Source organism: Pseudomonas sp. GNP014 (assembly GCF_054344005.1).
The window spans coordinates 1633619-1652485 of sequence record NZ_JBTGUS010000001.1 but is presented as its reverse complement, the minus strand read 5'-3'; the positions used below and the strand labels follow the sequence as shown (position 1 = coordinate 1652485).

15 protein-coding genes are annotated in these 18867 nt (G+C 61.5%); all 15 read right to left on the bottom strand.

The window, feature by feature from the left end; all coding sequences use genetic code 11:
• Nucleotides 1–39: 39 nt before the first annotated feature.
• Nucleotides 40–2610, bottom strand: a complete 2571-nt coding sequence (mdoH, locus tag ACXX9E_RS07540) for a glucans biosynthesis glucosyltransferase MdoH (protein WP_123470708.1) — start codon at nt 2608–2610, stop codon at nt 40–42.
• Complete coding sequence (locus ACXX9E_RS07535) at nt 2603–4384, bottom strand: glucan biosynthesis protein G (RefSeq protein WP_458555247.1); 1782 nt, start codon at nt 4382–4384, stop codon at nt 2603–2605. Before ACXX9E_RS07535 ends, mdoH begins: the two co-directional genes overlap by 8 nt.
• A gap of 461 nt (nt 4385–4845) precedes the next feature.
• Nucleotides 4846–5283, bottom strand: coding sequence for a D-aminoacyl-tRNA deacylase (gene dtd, locus ACXX9E_RS07530; protein WP_007909321.1), 438 nt, complete (start codon nt 5281–5283; stop codon nt 4846–4848).
• Nucleotides 5280–6251 carry a prolyl aminopeptidase gene (pip, locus tag ACXX9E_RS07525; RefSeq protein ID WP_064117068.1) on the bottom strand — a complete coding sequence of 324 codons (972 nt, stop codon included), beginning with the start codon at nt 6249–6251 and terminating at the stop codon, nt 5280–5282. The genes dtd and pip overlap by 4 nt, the downstream gene beginning before the upstream one ends.
• A gap of 104 nt (nt 6252–6355) precedes the next feature.
• A complete protein-coding gene (locus tag ACXX9E_RS07520) occupies nt 6356–7261 on the bottom strand; it encodes an alpha/beta hydrolase (protein ID WP_458555246.1) in 906 nt (301 codons plus the stop codon).
• 153 nt (nt 7262–7414) lie between these two features.
• Nucleotides 7415–8362: a choline ABC transporter substrate-binding protein gene (locus ACXX9E_RS07515; protein WP_458555245.1), complete on the bottom strand. Its 948-nt coding sequence runs from the start codon at nt 8360–8362 to the stop codon at nt 7415–7417.
• Between the two features lie 254 nt (nt 8363–8616).
• Nucleotides 8617–9420 (bottom strand): N-formylglutamate deformylase, encoded by an 804-nt coding sequence (gene hutG, locus ACXX9E_RS07510; protein ID WP_123470700.1) that lies wholly within the window; start codon nt 9418–9420, stop codon nt 8617–8619.
• A 10-nt stretch (nt 9421–9430) separates the two neighbouring features.
• Nucleotides 9431–10636, bottom strand: a complete 1206-nt coding sequence (gene hutI, locus ACXX9E_RS07505; RefSeq protein WP_458555244.1) for an imidazolonepropionase — start codon at nt 10634–10636, stop codon at nt 9431–9433.
• 37 nt (nt 10637–10673) lie between these two features.
• Nucleotides 10674–11084, bottom strand: a complete 411-nt coding sequence (locus ACXX9E_RS07500) for a hypothetical protein (protein WP_458555243.1) — start codon at nt 11082–11084, stop codon at nt 10674–10676.
• Nucleotides 11085–11110: 26 nt separating this feature from the next.
• On the bottom strand, nt 11111–12643 hold the full coding sequence (gene hutH, locus ACXX9E_RS07495; RefSeq protein WP_458555242.1) for a histidine ammonia-lyase: 1533 nt from the start codon (nt 12641–12643) through the stop codon (nt 11111–11113).
• A gap of 116 nt (nt 12644–12759) precedes the next feature.
• Nucleotides 12760–14283, bottom strand: a complete 1524-nt coding sequence (gene hutH, locus ACXX9E_RS07490; RefSeq protein WP_458555241.1) for a histidine ammonia-lyase — start codon at nt 14281–14283, stop codon at nt 12760–12762.
• 182 nt (nt 14284–14465) lie between these two features.
• Nucleotides 14466–15296: a quaternary amine ABC transporter ATP-binding protein gene (locus ACXX9E_RS07485; protein ID WP_123470690.1), complete on the bottom strand. Its 831-nt coding sequence runs from the start codon at nt 15294–15296 to the stop codon at nt 14466–14468.
• The gene (locus tag ACXX9E_RS07480) at nt 15293–16144 is read right to left on the bottom strand and encodes an ABC transporter permease (protein ID WP_007949591.1); all 852 of its coding nucleotides are present in this window, start codon (nt 16142–16144) and stop codon (nt 15293–15295) included. The genes ACXX9E_RS07485 and ACXX9E_RS07480 overlap by 4 nt, the downstream gene beginning before the upstream one ends.
• Nucleotides 16145–16227: 83 nt before the next feature.
• Complete coding sequence (locus tag ACXX9E_RS07475) at nt 16228–17196, bottom strand: ABC transporter substrate-binding protein (RefSeq protein ID WP_123470688.1); 969 nt, start codon at nt 17194–17196, stop codon at nt 16228–16230.
• Between the two features lie 69 nt (nt 17197–17265).
• Nucleotides 17266–18738 (bottom strand): purine-cytosine permease family protein, encoded by a 1473-nt coding sequence (locus ACXX9E_RS07470; protein ID WP_458555240.1) that lies wholly within the window; start codon nt 18736–18738, stop codon nt 17266–17268.
• Between the last annotated feature and the right edge of the window lie 129 nt (nt 18739–18867).

The following is an 18867-nucleotide window of genomic DNA, read 5'->3' as shown; positions in this document are numbered from 1 at the left end:
CGCCATAAAAAAACCCCGCTGGCTAGCGGGGTTTCTTTATCAGGCCGGTTGCGCCTGCAGGCTCACCGGTCGCAGCGGCAGCAATGGCGCATGCGGATCGGCTTTCACCGAAGCGCGCCAGGCATCCAGCCACTCGGCGTGACCTTCGGCCCAGACCAGCTCGTGCAGACGCGCCAGGGCCACCGGATCGCTCAGCAGTTGCAGGCGATCATGGTTGCTCAGCGCCGCCGGGCCAGCTTTCAGGGCGTGACGCACCCGTTCCTGACGCAGCCATTCGATCGGCTCGGCCTGACCGTGTCGCGAGGTCGCCAGCGAGCACGCCAGGGCGTTCTGCTGCGGATCGACCACGGCGCGGACGAAGCCGTCCTTCAGCGCGTGCCAACGGTTCTCGTGGGTGTACTGGTCGGTCGCCAGCAGCGCCTGTGGCGGATTGTATTCCTCTGGGATGAGGAACAGGCTCTCGTCACGGGACTTGAGGCCCAGACCGACACGGCTGGAGATCACCGACACCGGGATCGACAGCATCAACGAACCGACGATCGGCACCAGCCACCACAGGAAGCTCGGGTTCAGCCAGATCACCAGCAGCGCCCAGCAGAAACCCAGCAGGGTCTGCGGACCGTGGCGTTTGACCGCCTCGCTCCAGGGCGTCGAGTCGTCGTCACGCTGCGGCGAGTTCCAGGTCGCGGCCCAGCCGAGGAACGCGGCAAGGACGAAACGGGTGTGGAAAATCATCCGCACCGGCGCCAGCAGCATGGAGAACAGCATCTCCAGCAGCATCGACAGGGTCACCTTGAACTTGCCACCGAACTCTTTCGCGCCCTTGGCCCAGATCAGGATGATGCTCAACAGTTTCGGCAGGAACAGCAGCACGATGGTGGTCGAGAACAGCGCGATCGCCTTGTCCGGGTGCCATTGTGGCCACAACGGATAGAGCTGGCGCGGTTCGAGGAAGTACTGCGGCTCCATAAGCGTGTTCACCGCCAGCAGCGCAGTCGACAACACCAGGAAGAAGAACCACAACGGCGCCGACAGGTACGACATCACACCGGTGAGGAACACCGCACGGTGCACCGGGTGCATACCTTTGACCAGGAACAGGCGGAAGTTCATCAGGTTGCCGTGGCACCAGCGACGGTCACGCTTGAGTTCGTCGAGCAGGTTCGGCGGCAGTTCTTCGTAGCTGCCCGGCAGGTCGTAGGCAATCCACACGCCCCAACCGGCACGGCGCATCAGCGCGGCTTCAACGAAGTCGTGGGACAGGATCGCACCGGAGAACGCACCTTTGCCCGGCAACGGCGCCAGGGCGCAGTGGTCGATGAACGGCTTCATGCGGATGATTGCGTTGTGACCCCAGTAGTGGGACTCACCCAACTGCCAGAAGTGCAGACCGGCGGTGAACAGCGGGCCATACACACGCGTGGCGAACTGCTGCATGCGCGCATACAGGGTGTCCATGCCCGACGCACGCGGCGCGGTCTGGATAATCCCGGCGTCCGGCGTGGCTTCCATCAGGCGCACCAGACTGGTCAGACACTCGCCGCTCATCACCGAGTCGGCGTCGAGCACGACCATGTACTTGTAGTCACCGCCCCAGCGACGGCAGAAGTCGTCGAGGTTGCCGCTCTTGCGCTTCACACGACGGCGACGGCGGCGATAGAAGATCTTGCCGAAACCCTTGGCTTCGCGGCAGACATCCAGCCAGGCCTGTTGCTCGGCGACGCAGATATCGGTGTCATTACTGTCGCTGAGGACAAAGAAGTCGAAGCGGTCCAGATCACCGGTGGCAGCGACCGATTCGAACGTCGCCCGCAAACCGGCGAACACGCGCGGCACGTCTTCGTTGCAGATCGGCATGACCAGCGCGGTACGCGCGTCTTTGGCAATCGGCTCGTTACCGGCGCTTTTACCGGAGATACGGTATTTATCATGACCGGTGAGCAACTCGAGGAAGCCCATCAGCGCGGTCCAGAAACCCGCCGACACCCAGCAGAACAGAATCCCGAACAGGATCAGGATGCTGGTTTGCAGCGCATACGGCAGCACTTGCGTGGCAGTTTGCAGCAGCGGTTGGTGCAGGACTTCTTCCAGATCGACGAACGACCAGCCCTGGTACGGCATGATGCCTTTCATGTACCAGCCGGCGACGATGGTCTGGCCGAGCATCAGCAGCAACAGAATGTAGCGACGGATCGAGCCAACGGTGCGCCAGCGCGCGGCCGGCAACACGTTGGCGTCTTTCGGCGGCTGCGGCGGGTTGGTGCGGCCGGTCAGACGGCGCCAGCCGCGCACCAGAATATTGGTGCGCCACGGCTCCGGTACGACTTTGGTCCGTCGGATCGGCGGCGTCGCCTTGAGGCTGACGCGGCCGCTGGCGTCGAGCACCAGCATCTCGGCGTCAGCCAGTTCTTCGGCGGTGCTCAGCGTCAGGCGCTTGCCCACCGAAGCCTGGGCGGCTTCGGCAGGGGCGTCGAACGTCGAAGACGACAGGCGTTCATGCAGCTCGCTGAACGACTGGCAGCCCGCGAGTTCCGCGCGCTGCTCGTCGGTCATCGGCAGATGCGCCAGGTACTCGGACAGAGTCTCTGGCTGTACTTGAGAGTTACTCATCGGCAGGCAACTGATAGCTCCAGGTCTCGGTCAGGACTTCTTCAGTCGGTGCCGATTCCGGTGTGGCTGGGGCCGCGTTCGCAGCCGCTGGCTGCTTGGCGTCTTTGTTGGCCTTGTCCTTGGCATCTGCAGCGGGCTTGGCATCGGCCTGTTTGGCTTCGGCGGCCTTGGCTTCCTTGTCGATTTTCTCTTGTTGCTTGGCGGCTACCTTGTCGGCCTTGGCGACGGACGAGTTGGACGCCGGCACCGATTTCGCCAGATCAGCGGTCACGACCGGCTGTACCAGCGCGGCACGCATCTCGGTGGACTTGCTCGCGTCCTTGATCTTCATCCGCAGGGTCAGGCGCCAGCCTTTGGTTTCCGGGTTGTAGCGCACGCTGTTTTCGACCAGCTCGGCGTTGTCGCCAACACTGACCTGACTGCGCACGTCGGCATCCGGGGCCAGAGCGGCCAGCGACGGACCTTCGAAATCGACCAGGTACGCGACGCTGCCATCCGGCTGACGGATCAGGTTCGACTGCTTGACGTCACCGGTCGAACGCAGGGTCTGCTTGACCCAGGCGCTGTCGGGGGCGTGAATCGCCGCTTCATCCATGGTCCAGTGCAGGCGGTAGGCGAAGTCCAGTGGCTGACCCGGCTCCGGCATTTTTTCCGGGCTCCAGAACGCAACGATGTTGTCGTTGGTTTCGTCGGCGGTCGGAATCTCTACCAGATCAACGGAGCCCTTGCCCCACTCGCCCTTCGGCTCGATCCAGGCGCTTGGGCGCTTGTCGTAGCGATCGTCGAGGTCTTCGTAGTGGCTGAAGTCGCGGCCACGTTGCAACAGACCGAAACCACGCGGGTTCTCGACGCTGAAGTTGCTCACGGCCAGGTGTTTCGGGTTGTTCAGTGGACGCCAGATCCACTCGCCGTTGCCGGCATGGATCGACAGACCGCTGGAGTCGTGCAGTTCACGACGGTAGTTGAGGACTTTCGACGGCTGGTTGGCGCCGAACAGGAACATGCTGGTCAACGGTGCGATGCCCAGTTTGCCGACCTTGTCACGCAGGAACATCTGCGCCTTGACGTCGACAATGGTGTCGCTGCCCGGACGCAGGATCAGGCGGTAGGCACCGGTGGCACGTGGCGAATCCAGCAGGGCGAAGATCACCAGGTGCTTGTCGCCCGGCTTCGGCTGTTGAATCCAGAACTCACGGAAACGCGGGAACTCTTCGCCCGACGGCAGCGCGGTGTCGATTGCCAGGCCACGGGCCGACAGACCGTAGGTATGACCCTTGCCAACGACGCGGAAGTAGCTCGCGCCGAGCATGGTCATGATTTCGTCTTGCTTGTCGGCCTTGTTGATCGGGTACAGCACACGGAAACCGGCATAACCCAGTTGTTCAGTGGCTTTCGGATCGAATTTCAGGTCGCCGAAATCGAAGCGCGTCGGATCGTATTTGATCTCTTCGACGGTGTTCGCTGTGATTTCATTGATTTTCACCGGTGTATCGAAGTGCATACCCTGGTGATAGAAGGACAGTTTGAACGGGGTCTTCTGATCAGCCCACTCAGCCTTTTCGGTGAGGAAGCGGATTTTCTGATAGTCCGCGAACTTCATGTCGCGGAATTCGTTCGGCAGGTTGCTGCGCGGGGCTTCGAACTTCTGCCCGGCCAGCTCTTTGGCCTTGGCCGATACATCGTCAAGATTGAACGCCCAAAGCTGACCGGCGCTGAGCAGGCACAGGAGCGCCGAACCCGCTACCAGGGCACTTCGCATGCGTTTGGCAGACATTTTTGCTGCATTACAGGGACTAACAATCACGAGCAACCCTCGCCGAAAACAGATCAAAAAACCAACGGCCAGCAAGCCGTCTGTGTGGCCATTTTTGTCAGCTTATTTCGGTTCCAGGAAATCAGATACTTCGTTGCCGCTCCTCCCCATAGCAAGCTATGAGTCGTCCCAGCGCCTTGTCTCTGACTCCCTGGCCCTCGAAATAATGCTGGCAAAAATGGTCGTACAGACCGCTCATACCAGGTTGGCGAGCATTGTTCCGACTCCGATGGGGCAAAATGATTCCCCAATCGGATCCAGACAAGTCTCTACCTAAGTCAAAAATGAATCAGCGAACGCTGATCCCAGTGCGCGCGATTATCTAGTAGCCCGCATGACAACGCATCAGGGGTAACAAAGTATTTATCGCGAAAACACCCTAAAAACAGTCGAAATTTCCTAAAAAGGTGTTTCAAGCGCTTTCAGGTCTGTAACAAAAAGGTAACCGGGCCATCGTTGACCAAATGCACCTGCATATCGGCGCCGAATCTACCTGATGCCACAGTGCCATGCACCTGTTTCGCACTGCTCAATAGATAGTCGAACAATTCCTCGCCCAAGGCCGGTGGCGCGGCCGTCGAAAAGCTCGGGCGCAACCCGCTTTTGGTGTCGGCCGCCAGGGTAAACTGCGAGACCAGCAGCAACCCACCGCCGACATCGGCGAGAGACAAGTTCATCTTGCCCTCCGCATCACTGAATACCCGATAGTTAAGCAGTTTATGCAGAAGTTTGTCGGCGCTGGTACGCGTGTCGTCGGGTTCGACCGCCACCAGCACCAGCAAACCGTGATCGACCGCGCCTACCACTTCACCCGCGACTTCAACCCGCGCACCGCGCACGCGCTGCAACAGGCCCTTCATGCTTCTTCGGGCGGCAGGTCGAGCAGGCGCCGTGCCATGTTACTGGCCGCACGGACCAGCGCATCGGTGATACCCGGTTCGGACGCGGCGTGCCCGGCGTCGCGAATCACCTGCAGCTCGCTGTTCGGCCAGGCCTGATGCAATTCCCAGGCGTTGTCGAGCGGACAGATCACATCGTAACGACCGTGGATGATTACGCCCGGCAGGTGGGCGATCTTGCCCATGTCGCGAATCAGTTGATTCGGCTCGAGGAAGGCGTTGTTGGTGAAGTAATGGCATTCGATCCGCGCAATCGACAGCGCGCGCTGTGGCTCGGAGAAGCGATCGACCACCAGCGGATTCGGCCGCAGGGTCGCGGTGCGCCCTTCCCAGGTCGACCAGGCTTTGGCCGCGTGCATCTGGGCGATCTGGTCGTTGCCGGTCAGGCGCTTGTGGAAGGCGCTGAGCAGATCGTCGCGCTCGTCCAGCGGAATCGGCGCGATGTAGTCCTGCCAGTAGTCGGGGAACAGACGGCTGGCCCCGGCCTGATAGAACCACTCGATTTCCTGCGGACGGCAGAGGAAGATCCCGCGCAGGATCAGACCGTGGACACGCTCCGGATGGGTTTGCGCATAGGCCAGCGCCAGGGTCGAGCCCCACGAACCGCCGAACAGCACCCATTTGTCGATGCCCAGGTGTTTGCGGATACGTTCGAGGTCGGCGACCAGATCCCAGGTGGTGTTGTTTTCCAGGCTGGCGTGTGGGGTGGAGCGTCCGCAGCCGCGCTGGTCGAAAGTGACGATACGGTACAGGTTCGGATCGAAATAACGACGGCTCTGGGCGTCACAACCGGCGCCGGGGCCGCCGTGGATGAACACCACCGGCAAACCCTCCGGCGAACCGCTTTCATCGACATACAGCGTATGGGTGTCATCGACAGCCAGATCGTGCCGGGCATGGGGTTTGATCTGCGGAAACAATGTCTGCATTGCGTGCTCCGTAAGGGGTCGAGGTCATCCCTGGGGGGACTTCTATTATTCTGCCGTCAGGCATCATAAACCCGATTTACGTCAATGAGCATGCCCGTACGCAGTCACATTTTGTCAGCCATGTACCTCAACAGGTTTTCGTAGAGCCGGTCGACCTCGGCGACCTGGCCAAGCGCGCGCAAACAACCGTGCACAAGCCCTTCGCCGTAATAGAGGGTAGCGTCTGGCAACCGTTCGGCGTAGCGCACGCCGTCGTCGCGCAGGGGATCGAATTGCGCGACGGCGATGAACGCCGGCGGTAATCCGCTGAAGTCCTCGGCGAGCAAGGGCATGGCGTAGGCGTTCGGCCGCGCGGTGCCGCGCAGGTAGAGCGCGTGATAGCAGTCGACGTCTGTGCTGCCGAGCAACGGCGCATCGGCACACTCGCTGCGGGACGGCAATCGTTCGTCGCCGCCAAGGCCGGGATAGAGCAGCACTTGCGCTGTAGGCAGCGGCTCCCCGGCATCGCGCAACGCCAGGCACAACGCGGCGGCGAGATTGCCACCTGCGCTGTCACCGGCCACCAGCATTTTTTCTCGATCAAACCGGAACGGCCCGCTGCGCAAGGCGCGCCAGACACTCAGGCAATCCGCAAACCCGGCGGGAAAGGGGTGCTCGGGCGCCAGCCGATAATCCACCGCCACCACCATCGCGCCCAATGCCACGGCGAGCTCGAAGCAGATGAAGTCGTGGGAATCGAGGCCGCCGACCACCCAGCCGCCGCCGTGCAGGTAGAGAATGCAGGGCCAGCCGGCGGCCGGGGGCTCTATGGGCGGGCGATACGAGCGCACCGCCACGCCGCTCAACCGGAAATCGACGACTCCAAGTCCCGCCGGGATTGGCGGAGTGAAGGCTCGACACATTTCATCGTAGTCGCGACGCAGGCCGTTGATGCTGCTGTCATCGCTGGTGAAACTGAGGGTCCTGGCGACGAAATCCGCCATGGCCGACGAAAGCAGGTAGTGAGCCATAAGCCCTCGATGCAGCAGCTATTTGCAGAGTGGCAGAACTGTGGCGAGGGAACTTGCTCCCGCTCAAGCGCGTAGTGCTCGAAACAGCCCTGGGCCCGCCTCGCAATCCTGCGGAGCAAGCGCCCGCGCCACAAAAAAATCATTCACCTATCTTCAGGGCTTGAGGCTGGCCTGAACCGCAGCCACACCTTCTTTGCCATCAAAACTGCTGACCCCCGCCAGCCAGCGCTGCAGATCCTCGGGGTGTTCACGCAGCCAGTTCTTCGCCACTTCCTGCGGGGTCTTGCGCGCCATGATCGGCACCATCAACTGACTTTCCTGAGCGGCGCTGAAGGTGAGGTTTTCCAGCAGTCGATACACGTTCGGGCAGCGCTCGGCGTAATCCGGCGAGGTGACGGTGGACACGGTCGCTGCGCCTTCGTTGGGGCCGTAGGCGTCTTCGCTGCCGGTCAGGTAAGTGATCTTCATGTTGATGTTCATCGGGTGCGGGGTCCAGCCGACGAACACCACGAACTCCTTGCGATTCACCGCGCGCTGCACGGCGGCCAGCATGCCCGCCTCGCCCGACTCGACGATCTTGAAATCCTTCAGACCGAAGTGGTTGGTCTCGATCATGGTGTTGATCGTGGTGTTGGCGCCGCTACCCGGTTCGATGCCGTAGATCTTGCCGCCGAGCTGATCCTTGAACCTGGCGATGTCGGCAAAGGTTTTCAGCCCGGCTGCCGCGACGTAATCCGGCACCGCCAGCGTCGCCTGCGCATCCGCCAGGCTCGGCTGGTCCATGACCTTGACTTGATGGGCGGCGAGGAACGGCGCGATGTTGTTGTCCATCGCCGGTTTCCAGTAACCGAGGAAGATGTCCAGACGCTTGTCGCGAATACCGGCAAAGATGATCTGCTGCACCGCGCTGGTCTGCTTGCTCTCGTAGCCGAGGCCGTTGAGCAGCACGTCGGCCATGCCGCTGGTGGCGATGACGTCAGTCCAGTTGACCACGCCCATGCGCACGGTTTTGCACGACGCGTCGTCATTGGCCATGGCGCCGGCGCTGAGCAGCGCGCAGCCGGTGAGGATTAACGCACAGCGAGTGAAGAGTTTTTTCATTCGGGAGTTCTCGTGCGGCAGCGGATTATTGTCAGGTCGGTGTCTGTTGCACCGTGGCCGAAACATTACGCAGGCGACGAGAGGGAAAGATGAACGGTGGCGACCGTGTTTTGCACAGCGGCGACCCGGACGGAACACCGTCCCCTTGTGGGAGCGAGCTTGCTCGCGAATGCGGTGGGTCAGTCACCTCATAATCGACTGACACTATGCTTTCGCGAGCAAGCTCGCTCCCACAGGGGGTTGTGGGTCTGTGTTCAGGATTTGTAGTGGCTCTCGCCCCAGGCGAGGAAACCTTGCAACAACTCCTTCAGCACCACCCGCGTCGGCTCGGCCAGGTCGGCGCGATAGCGGAACGGTTCGAACTCTTCCATGTAGGTGCTCTGGCACAGCTCCAGTTGCACCGCGTGGATGTTCTCGGCCGGGTTGCCGTAATGACGGGTAATGTGGCCGCCCTTGAAGCGTCCGTTGAGCACGTGGCTGTAATTGCCGTAGCGCGCGCAGATGGCTTCAAGCTGACTGGCCAATTGCGGATCGCAACTGGCGCCGTTGAAGGTGCCGAGGTTGAAATCCGGCAGTTTGCCGTCGAACAGGTGCGGGATGATCGAGCGGATCGAATGCGCGTCGAACAGCAGCGCGTAGCCGAACTCTGCCTTCAGTCGCGCCAGCTCTTGCTGCAGGGTGCGGTGGTACGGCGTCCAGATCTGTTCCAGATAGGTCGCGCGTTCTTCTTTCGAAGGCGCGTGCCCTTCGCGGAACAACGGGATGCCATCGAACAGCGTTGCCGGGTAGAGGCCGGTGGTGGCGCCGGCGTACAGTGGCTTGTCGTCGGACGGACGATTCAGGTCGATTACAAAACGCGAGTACTCGGCGGCCAAGGTGCTGGCGCCCAACGCTTCGGCAAAATCGTAGAGCTGCGGAATGTGCCAGTCGGTGTCCGGCAGGCTTTTCGCGTCCGCGATCAGCCCGGCTTCGACCGCAGGCGTCAGACGTAAACCGGCATGCGGCATGCTGATCAGCAGCGGCACGCGACCTTGTTTGAAACTCAGAACCTTATCCACAACCGCTCTCCTACAAACTTGATTCGACGCCGTGACGCACGACGCGTTTGTCCAGATCCCCACCGAGCCAATAAGCCAGATCCGCCGGGCGATCAATGTGCCAGGCAACGAAATCCGCGACCTTGCCGACTTCCAGCGAGCCATGCGTATCAGCCATGCCCAGCGCTTGTGCGGCATGAATAGTCGCACCGGCCAGGGCTTCTTCCGGGGTCATGCGGAAACAGGTACAGGCCATGTTCAGCATCAGGCGCAACGACAGCGCCGGCGAGGTGCCGGGGTTGAGGTCGCTGGCGATGGCGATTTTCACCTTGTGTTTGCGCAAGGCGTCCATCGGCGGCAATTGAGTTTCGCGCAGGAAGTAGAACGCTCCCGGCAGCAGCACCGCGACGGTGTCGGATTTGGCCATGGCGATGGCGTCGTCTTCGTCCATGAACTCCAAGTGATCGGCGGACAACGCGTGATACCGCGCCGCCAGAGTGGAGCCATGCAGCGACGACAATTGTTCGGCGTGCAGCTTCACCGGCAACCCGAGTTTCTGTGCGGTGATGAATACCCGCTCGACCTGCTCCGGCGAGAACGCCAGGTATTCGCAGAACGCATCCACGGCATCAACCAGCCCTTCGGCGGCCAGCGCCGGGAGCATCTCGGCGCAGATGTGATTGATGTAATCGTCAGCGCGATCCTTGTATTCCGGCGGCAACGCGTGGGCGGCCAGACAGGTGCTGCGCACGCTGATCGGCAGTTCTTTCTGCAGACGACGGATGACCCGCAGGATCTTGCGCTCGCTGGCCAGATCGAGACCGTAGCCGGACTTCATCTCGACCGTGGTCACGCCGTCGCGCATCAGGCTTTTCAAGCGTTTGGCGGCGCTGGCGAACAGCTCGTCTTCGCTCGCCTCACGGGTGGCGCGCACGGTGCTGGCGATCCCGCCGCCCTGCGCCGCGATCTCGGCGTAGCTGACGCCTTGCAGGCGCTTCTCGAATTCGCCGCTGCGGTTGCCGCCGAACACCGTGTGGGTGTGGCAGTCGATCAGGCCGGGGGTGACCCACGCGCCTTGCAGGTCGTTGACCGCCGGGTATTCGCCGGAGGGCAATTGAGTGCGCGGGCCGATCCACTCGATGTGCGCACCGGACGTCACGATGGCCGCATCCTCGATGATCGAATAGACGCCCTGCGCCATGGTTGCGACGTGGCAGTGTTGCCAGAGGGTTTTCACTGTTGGCCTCCGTTGGAATTGATTTGGTGGTTGGCCTTCAAAAGCCCCTCACCCTAGCCCTCTCCCGGGGGGAGAGGGGACTGACCGCGTAGTTCTTTCGAGATACTCCGACCTGAAACTTCTGTGTCGAACCCAGGCTTTGAAAGCCACGAAGATCGACTCCCTTCCCCCTCTCACTCCCGGGAGAAGAAGGACTGACCGCGTAGTTCTTTCGAGATACGCCGACCTGAAACTTCTGTGTCGAACCCGGGCTTTGAACACCACGAAGATCGGCTCCCTTCCCCCTCTCACTCCCGGGAGAAGAAGGACTGACCGCGTTGTTCTGTCGAGGTACATCGACCTGAAATTCTTGAGCCGAACTCATGTCTTGAAGCTCACCGAGATCGGCTCCCTTCCCCCTCTCCCCCCTGGGGGAGAGGGTTGGGGTGAGGGGGATCGATTTCAGCATCAACAACACTCCCCCTGAAAAACCACTTACAAACTAGGCAGCAACTTCGCCGGAACCAGCTCGGTCAGGCACCGCGAGGCCAACAACTCAGTCGCCGCATTGATGTCCGGCGCAAAGAAGCGGTCCTTCTCATAGAACGGCACTTCCTTGCGCAGAATTGCCCGCGCCTGTTCCAGCTTGGTCGAGGTCTTCAGACCGTTGCGCAGGTCCAGACCCTGCACCGCCGCCAGCCATTCCACCGCGAGAATCCCGCGGGTGTTCTCGGCCATTTCCCACAGACGCTTGCCCGCAGCCGGAGCCATCGAAACGTGGTCTTCCTGGTTGGCCGAGGTCGGCAGGCTGTCCACCGAATGCGGATGCGACAGTGCCTTGTTCTCGCTGGCCAGTGCTGCCGCAGTCACCTGGGCGATCATGAAGCCCGAGTTGACGCCGCCATTGGCCACCAGGAACGGCGGCAGTTGCGACATGTGCTTGTCCATCATCAAGGAAATGCGGCGCTCACTCAGCGAACCGATTTCGGCGATGGCCAGGGCCATGTTGTCGGCGGCCATGGCCACCGGTTCGGCGTGGAAGTTGCCACCGGAGATCACATCGCCCTCAGCGGCGAACACCAACGGGTTGTCGGAGACGGCGTTGGCCTCGACCACCAGCACGTCGGCAGCCTGACGGAACTGGGTCAGGCAGGCGCCCATGACTTGTGGCTGGCAGCGCAGGGAGTACGGGTCCTGGACCTTCTCGCAGTTCTGATGCGAGTCGGAGACTTCGCTGCGTTCGCCGAGCAGATCGCGATAAGCGCTGGCGGCGTCGATCTGGCCTTTCTGGCCACGGGCCGCATGGATGCGCGCATCGAACGGCGAGCGCGAACCGAGTACCGCTTCCACCGTCAGACCGCCAACAGCCAGCGCACCGGCAAACAGGTCTTCGCCTTCGAACAGGCCGCGCAGGGCAAATGCGGTGGACACCTGCGTGCCGTTGAGCAGCGCCAGGCCTTCTTTCGCCGCCAGGGTCAGCGGGGTCAGACCGGCGACTTTCAGCGCTTCGGTGGCTTCCATCCACTCGCCCTTGTAGCGCGCCTTGCCTTCGCCCAGCAGCACCAGCGACATGTGCGCCAATGGCGCCAAGTCACCGGAAGCACCGACCGAACCTTTCAGCGGAATGTGCGGATAAACCTCGGCGTTGATCAGCGTGATCAGCGCATCGATCACCACACGACGGATGCCGGAGAAACCCCGGCTGAGGCTGTTGACCTTGAGCACCATGATCAGGCGCACCAGCTCATCGCTGATCGGCTGGCCGACACCGGCAGCGTGGGACAGCACCAGCGATCGCTGGAGGTTTTCCAGATCTTCGCTGGCGATACGAGTCGAGGCCAGCAGGCCGAAACCGGTGTTGATGCCGTAGGCGGTGCGATTCTCGGCGAGGATCTGCTCGACGCAGGCGACGCTGGCCTCGATCTGCGCGGAGGCGCTGTTGTCGAGGGTCAGCTTGACCGGGTTCTGATAGACGTCACGCAGTTGGGCCAGGCTCAGTTGGCCGGGAATCAGGTTCAGCGCAGTCATTAAAATGCTCCTTTTGAGACATTGTTATTAACTACCAGTCGCTCCGGAGCATTCCGTTATCCGTCGCTTCTCGTCTTGTGGACGATGAGCGCCTTGGCACGCTGGTATGGGTATTGTCAGTGCAGATTCGGTAACACGTTGTGTAGCGAATTCGAGTCTTTCAACACGCTCGCAGCGGCGGCGATATCCGGCGCCAGCCAGCGATCCTGATCGTAGGCCGGGACGGTTTCGCGCAGCAGTCGCCACGCGCGGTCAGTGCCCGCGCCGAAGCGTTGCGCCTTGAGGAACTCAAACGCTTGCGCTGCCAGCAGGTACTCGATGGCGAGGATTTGCGTGCAGTTTTCCAGGGCGCGGTGCAGCTTCAGCGCGGCGCTGGTGCCCATGCTCAAGTGATCTTCCTGCAGGCCGGAGGTGACGTAGTTGTCGAGCACCGCCGGTTGCGCCAGTTGACGGTTTTCCGCGCACAGCGAAGCGGCGACGTATTGCACGATCATCATCCCGGAGTTCACCCCAGGGTTGGCCACCAGAAACGCCGGCAAGCCGCTGACGTGCGGGTTGACCAGCCGATCGAGGCGACGCTCGGCGATCGAACCGATTTCGGCCATGGCAATCGCCAGCAGATCCGCCGCCATCGCCACCGATTGCCCGTGCGGGTTGGCTTGCGACATCACCCGGAAGTTGTCCGGCGTACCGAGCAGCAACGGGTTGTCGGTGCAGCCGTTGAGTTCCGCTTCGACCTGCTTGATCGCGTGCGCCAGTTGATCGCGCGCCGCGCCATGCACCTGCGGGATCGAGCGAATGCTCAGCGCATCCTGCGTGCGAATGCCTTTGCTCGCCGCGATCACTTCACTGCCATCGAGCAACGCCCGCAGATTGATACCGACCTGCTGCATGCCCGGGTGCGGCTTGAGCGCGATGATCTCGGCGTCGAACGCGGCGATCTGCCCGCGCTGGGCTTCAAAACTCATGGCGCCGATGACATCGGCCCATTGCACCAGTCGCGTGGCATCGGCAATCGCCAGGCAACTGAGGCCGGTCATGCACGGCGTGCCGTTGACCAGGCACAGACCGTCCTTCGCGCCGAGCTGCACCGGTTGCAGACCTTCTTCCGCCAGCGCCTGTTGCGCCGAGGTGATTTGCCCGCGATAGCTGACATTGCCCACGCCCAGCAGCGCAATACCGATGTGCGCCATGTGGGTCAGGTAACCCACCGAACCTTGCGACGGCACCTGCGGGGTGATGCCGCGATTGAGCAGCGCCAGCAGGCCTTCGACCACGCGACGATGAATGCCGGATTTGCCGTGGCTGTAGTTGTGGATCGCCGCGCAGATGATCGCGCGGGTCTGCTCATCGGGCAGCACCGGGCCGACGCCGCAGGCATGGCTGAGCAGGGTGTTGCGCGAGAGCTGGCTGAGTTGCTGGTCTTTCAGCGAAACGTTGGACAAACCGCCCAGACCGGTGTTGACGCCATAGGCGCGCTCGCCGCTTTCGACGATGCGCTGGACGATGTCCTGGGCATTTTCGATCCGCGCCCAGGTCTCGCTCGACAGCTCCAGTTGCGCGCCATGACGGGCGACGGCGACCACGTCCTGCCAACGCAGGGGGTTGCCGGTGATAACGATTTTTTCAGCCTGGGACATCTGGAGCCTCATACCAATACTGTTAATGCATCACGCTGTGGCGAGGGGATTTATCCCCGTTCGGCTGCGAAGCAGTCGTAAAACCTGCCTCCGCAATCTGCCTGACAGACTGCGGCGCATGGTTTGGGGCAGCTTCGCCACCCAACGGGGATAAATCCCCTCGCCACAAAGGCAATCCAATTTCAAACCACCGCCGCCCGCCGCTGCACGAACCGGTCGACGTACTCATCCGCCGGCGAATGCAGGATCTCGCGCGGGGTGCCGACCTGAATCAGCCGGCCGTCCTTGAGGATCGCGATGCGGTTGCCGATGCGCACGGCCTCGTCAAGGTCGTGGGTGATGAACACGATGGTCTTGTGCAGGGTCTTTTGCAGTTCCAGCAACTGGTCCTGCATCTCGGCGCGGATCAGCGGGTCCAGCGCACTGAACGCTTCGTCCATCAGGATAATGTCGGTGTCCGCCGCCAAGGCGCGCGCCAGGCCGACACGCTGACGCATGCCGCCGGAGAGCTGGTGCGGGTATTTGTTTTCGTAGCCCTTGAGGCCCACGGTGTTGATCCAGTGCAGCGCGCGTTCCGAGCACATCTGCTTGCTCTCGCCGCGCACTTTCAGGCCGTAGGCGACATTGTCGAGCACGGTCTTGTGCGGCAGCAGGCCAAAGCTCTGGAACACCATGCTGATCTTGTGCCGGCGAAATTCGCGCAGGGCGTCCATGTCGTATTGCAGGATGTCCACGCCGTCGACCAGGATCGCGCCGCTGGTCGGGTCGATCAGGCGGTTGAAGTGACGCACCAGGGTCGATTTGCCCGAGCCGGACAGGCCCATGATCACAAAGATCTCACCGGTGCCGATGCTCAGCGACAGGTCGTTGACCCCGACCACGCAACCGGTTTCGTTCAGCACCTGATCCTTGGTCTTGCCCTGGCCAACCATCGCCAGTGCATCCTTGGCGCGGTTGCCGAAAATCTTGAAGACGTTTTTGACTTCGATCTTGCTCACGGTTGCGTTGTTCATTTGCTCACCTCATGCCGTGGCCGACCGTACGCCTGGGTAATGCGGTCGATGACCACTGCGAGAATCACGATCGCCAGACCGGCTTCGAGGCCGCGTCCGACGTTGAGGGTCTGAATCCCCACCAGCACATCTTCACCCAGACCTCGGGCGCCGATCATCGAGGCAATCACCACCATCGACAGGGCCATCATGGTGGTCTGGTTGATCCCGGCCATGATGCTCGGCAGGGCCAGCGGCAGTTGCACGCCGAACAGTTGCTGCCAGCGGTTGGCACCGAAGGCGTTGATCGCTTCCATCACTTCGCCGTCGACTTGGCGAATACCCAGATCGGTCAGACGGATCAGCGGCGGCGCGGCGTAAATCACCGTGGCGAAAATCGCCGGGACCTTGCCCAGGCCAAACAGCATCAGCACCGGGATCAGGTACACGAAACTGGGCATGGTCTGCATGATGTCGAGCAGCGGCATCAGCACCGAACGCAGGCGATTGCTGCGCGCCGAGAGAATCCCCAGCGGAATGCCGATCAGCACCGAAATGATCGTCGCAACCATCATCAGCGCCAGTGTCTGCATCAGCTTGTCCCACAGGCCGACAGCGCCCACCAGGAACAACAGACCAACGATGACGGCGGTGGTCACGACTTTGCGCGTGGCGTGCCAGGCGACCACACCAACAATGGCGAGCATCAACCACCACGGCGCCGCACGCAGCAAACCTTCGAGATTGACGATGGCCCACAGCAGGGTGTCGGAGATGTGGCGGAACACATCACCGTAGTTGGTGACCAGCGAATCGACCCAACCGTTGACCCAGTCGGCGATGGAAAAGGTAAAGCTTTCGGGAAACATAAGCGGCTCTCAATCAGAAATCTCAATCAAGCGATTACGGCATATCTCCCGGCCAGCCTCACGGTTAGCCGGGAGGTATCGACCTACAGCGCCGCGTCGATTTTCTTGGCAGCGTCGTCACTGACCCACGCATGCCAGACCTCAGGATGTTCCTTGAGGAAGATTTTCGCCAGTTTTGGCGACTCGATACGCTCCTTCGCCATGCGGCCCAGGTTCTGGTTCAACAGGTCGATTGGCAGGTTGACCTTTTCCAGCACGGCCACCAGTTCCGGGGCTTGCTCGTGGAAGGTTTTCGACAGGCCAACCTTGATGCTCACGGTCTTGTCGACGCCCGGTTTCTCTTCCAGTTTCACCGCGTCGATCTGGCCCATCAGCGGGGTTGGCGACCAGTAGTAGAACAGGATCGGTTCGCCACGCTTGTAGCTCGACAGCACCGCCGCATCCAGTGCCGGGCCGGTGCCCGGACGGAAGTTGGTGTAGGTGCTTTCCAGACCATAGCTCTTGAGCATTTCGCTGTTGTCCAGCTCACAGGTCCAGCCGGCCGGGCAGTTGTAGAAACGGCCTTTGGACGGCTCTTCAGCGTCTTTGAAGATGGCTGCGTATTTGCCCAGATCGGCAATCTTTTTCAGGTCCGGGGCCTTCGCCTCGATCTTGCGTTTGGCATCGCCTTCGATCACGTAACGCGGCACGTACCAGCCTTCGACAGCGCCGACGATCGGCGCACCGACACCGACGACCTTGCCGGCCTTCTCGGCCTTGTTCCAGACCTCGCTGCGGCCGACCCATTCTTCGGCGAACACTTGAATATCGTTACTGCTCAGAGCGTTCTCCATGGTGATGGAGTTACCCGGCAGGCTGTCGGTCTTGCAGTCGTAACCTTTTTCCAGCACCACTTGCAGCACGTCGGTCAGCAGCATGCCGCTTTCCCAGTTCAGGCCGGCGAACTTCACCGGTTTGCCCGATTCGCACCAGCCGGCGGCTTGTGTCGCGCCGGCACTGGCCAACAGGCCCATGGACAGCAGTGTGGTCAGCAGGGTCTTGTTCGATTTCATTGTTGCGACGCTCCTAATCATGAATTGGCTTACGGCAGTCAAGAGGCATCCAGCCCTGTCCACGTCCAATCAGGCCTGCGCCGCAGCGCGCCCGGCCCCACTTTTTTCAGGTTGTACAACGCTGTTCTGCTCGACCGGCAGAATCAGTTGATCAGGCACGCTGCCGTGCCATTTTTTTGCGCACACGTAATAGACGACGGCGGGCAGTACCAGACCGATGATCCAGGAAATGTCCACATCACCGAGGGCGGCTACCAGCGGGCCGGTGTAGAACTTGGTGGAGATGAACGGCAACTGCACCAGCACACCGAACACATAGACGCTGATCCCGAGCAGGTTCCAGCGGCCGTAGCGACCGTTCGGGTCGGCCAGGGCCGGAACGTCATAGCGCTCACGGGTGATGCAGTAGTAATCCACCAGGTTGATCGCGCTCCAGGGTGTGAAGAACGCGAGCAGGAACAGGATGAAAGACTTGAACGCACCGAGGAACGAATGCTGGCCGAGCAAAGCGATCAGAGTTGCAGCACCGACAATGACCAGCACAAACACCAGACGCTGCATCCGGGTAACCGTCAGGTGCCCCTTGAAACCACTGATGATGGTCGCGATGCACATGAAGCTGCCGTACGAGTTCAGCGTCGAGATCGTCACCTTGCCGAATGCGATGCTGAAGTACAGCAACGCAGCGGTTGCACCGGTGCCGCCCAGACCGACGATGTAGGCCACTTCATGCCCGGCGAATTGACCGTTGGCGGAAGCTGCGGCGAACACGCCGAGCACCATCGCCACCTGTGCGCCGATGACCGAACCTGCGCCAGCGGCAAAGAAGGTTTTCACCGAGGAAATCTTGCTCGGCAGGTAGCGCGAATAATCCGCCACATACGGGCCGAACGCGATCTGCCAGGAGGCCGCGAGCGACACGGCCAGCAGGAAGCTGCTCCAGCTGAAGTGGCGAATCTGCAGCAGTGCGCCCACATCCACCTGACTCAGCAGACGACTGAACAGATACACGAAGGCAATCACCCCGATCACGCTGGCGACCCGGCCGATCCAGTGGATCACCCGATAGCCGAGCACCGTGACCACCACGATGACACTGGCGAACAGCAGGATGCCAACGGTGTCGCTGACGCCGAACAACTGACCCAGCGCCTGGCCGGAAAGCACCGTACCGGTGGCGGTGAAACCCAGGTACATCAGGCACACCAGGACGATCGGGATCGCCGCGCCGTACACACCGAACTGCACCCGGCTGGAAATCATCTGCGGCAGGCCCAGCTTCGGCCCTTGCGCCGCGTGCAGCGCCATCACACCGCCGCCCAGCAGTTGCCCGATCAACAGACCGATCAACGACCAGAACACATCACCGCCCAGCACCACGGCCAAGGCCCCGGTGACAATCGCGGTGATTTGCAGATTCGCCCCCATCCACAGGGTGAACTGGCTCAACAGACGACCGTGTCTTTCCGCTTCCGGGATGTAGTCGATCGAACGCCTTTCCATCAACGGTTTGTTGCCTGCACGATCGGTGGTTACAGCCATGATTCAACCTCTGTGGATTGTTTTAATAGTTCACTGAGCTTCGGTAGGGCTGCCTTTCTGTGGGAGCGAGCTTGCTCGCGAATTGGCCAGCACATTCAACATCTGTGCTGGCTGACAGATTGCTTTCGC